1 pseudogene is annotated in these 596 nt (G+C 48.0%); it reads right to left on the reverse strand.

The window, feature by feature from the left end:
* Nucleotides 1–596 (reverse strand): annotated as a pseudogene (locus K5E19_RS24340) (McrB family protein); the annotation flags it as partial.

The raw sequence follows: 596 nt of genomic DNA on the forward strand, positions 1-596 counted from the left end.
TTTATCCGCCTCCATCAGCGTCAGCGTTTCGCCGAAAATTTGCGCAGGGTTGCCCCGATTAATCTCTTCAATGATGACCACGTATTTAGTCGTCGGATCGTTTACTGCTCTGTCTATCGCATGGAGAAAAGGCACGTCTACCAGTGCTAAACGTCCTTCATTATTAGGACGCCAGCCGCGAATAAAATCTTCGTAGGAGAGGGTAGGGTGGAACTGCACCGCGCTGATGCGTTTTAGGTTTCCTCGCCCATCAGGCAATATGCCAGGCGGCGAGCAAGCCAGGTTTTACCGGTTCCCGGCGGCCCCTGCAGGATCAGGTTTTTTTTGGCCTGTAGCCGCTGAAGGATGAGTTGGATTTTATCCTCTTCTAAAAAGCAGCCTTCGTCGATCAAATTGCTTATCGCGTAACGCTTGTAAGGGATTTCAGCGGGCACGTTCTCTTCAACAGTTTCCTCGGTGATGCTCTGCAATTCACCTTTATCGAAGTTGAGATATTCATAGTTACCGGGGGTCTGAAACTCCAGTTCATCATCATCACGTAGTTTTTGCAGATAATATGAAATGGACGATTCAACTGTATTGTTATTGGGGTAATC

The sequence above is a fragment of the Enterobacter sp. RIT637 genome, from assembly GCF_019718755.1.
In the GTDB taxonomy this organism is placed as follows: Bacteria; Pseudomonadota; Gammaproteobacteria; order Enterobacterales; family Enterobacteriaceae; genus Enterobacter.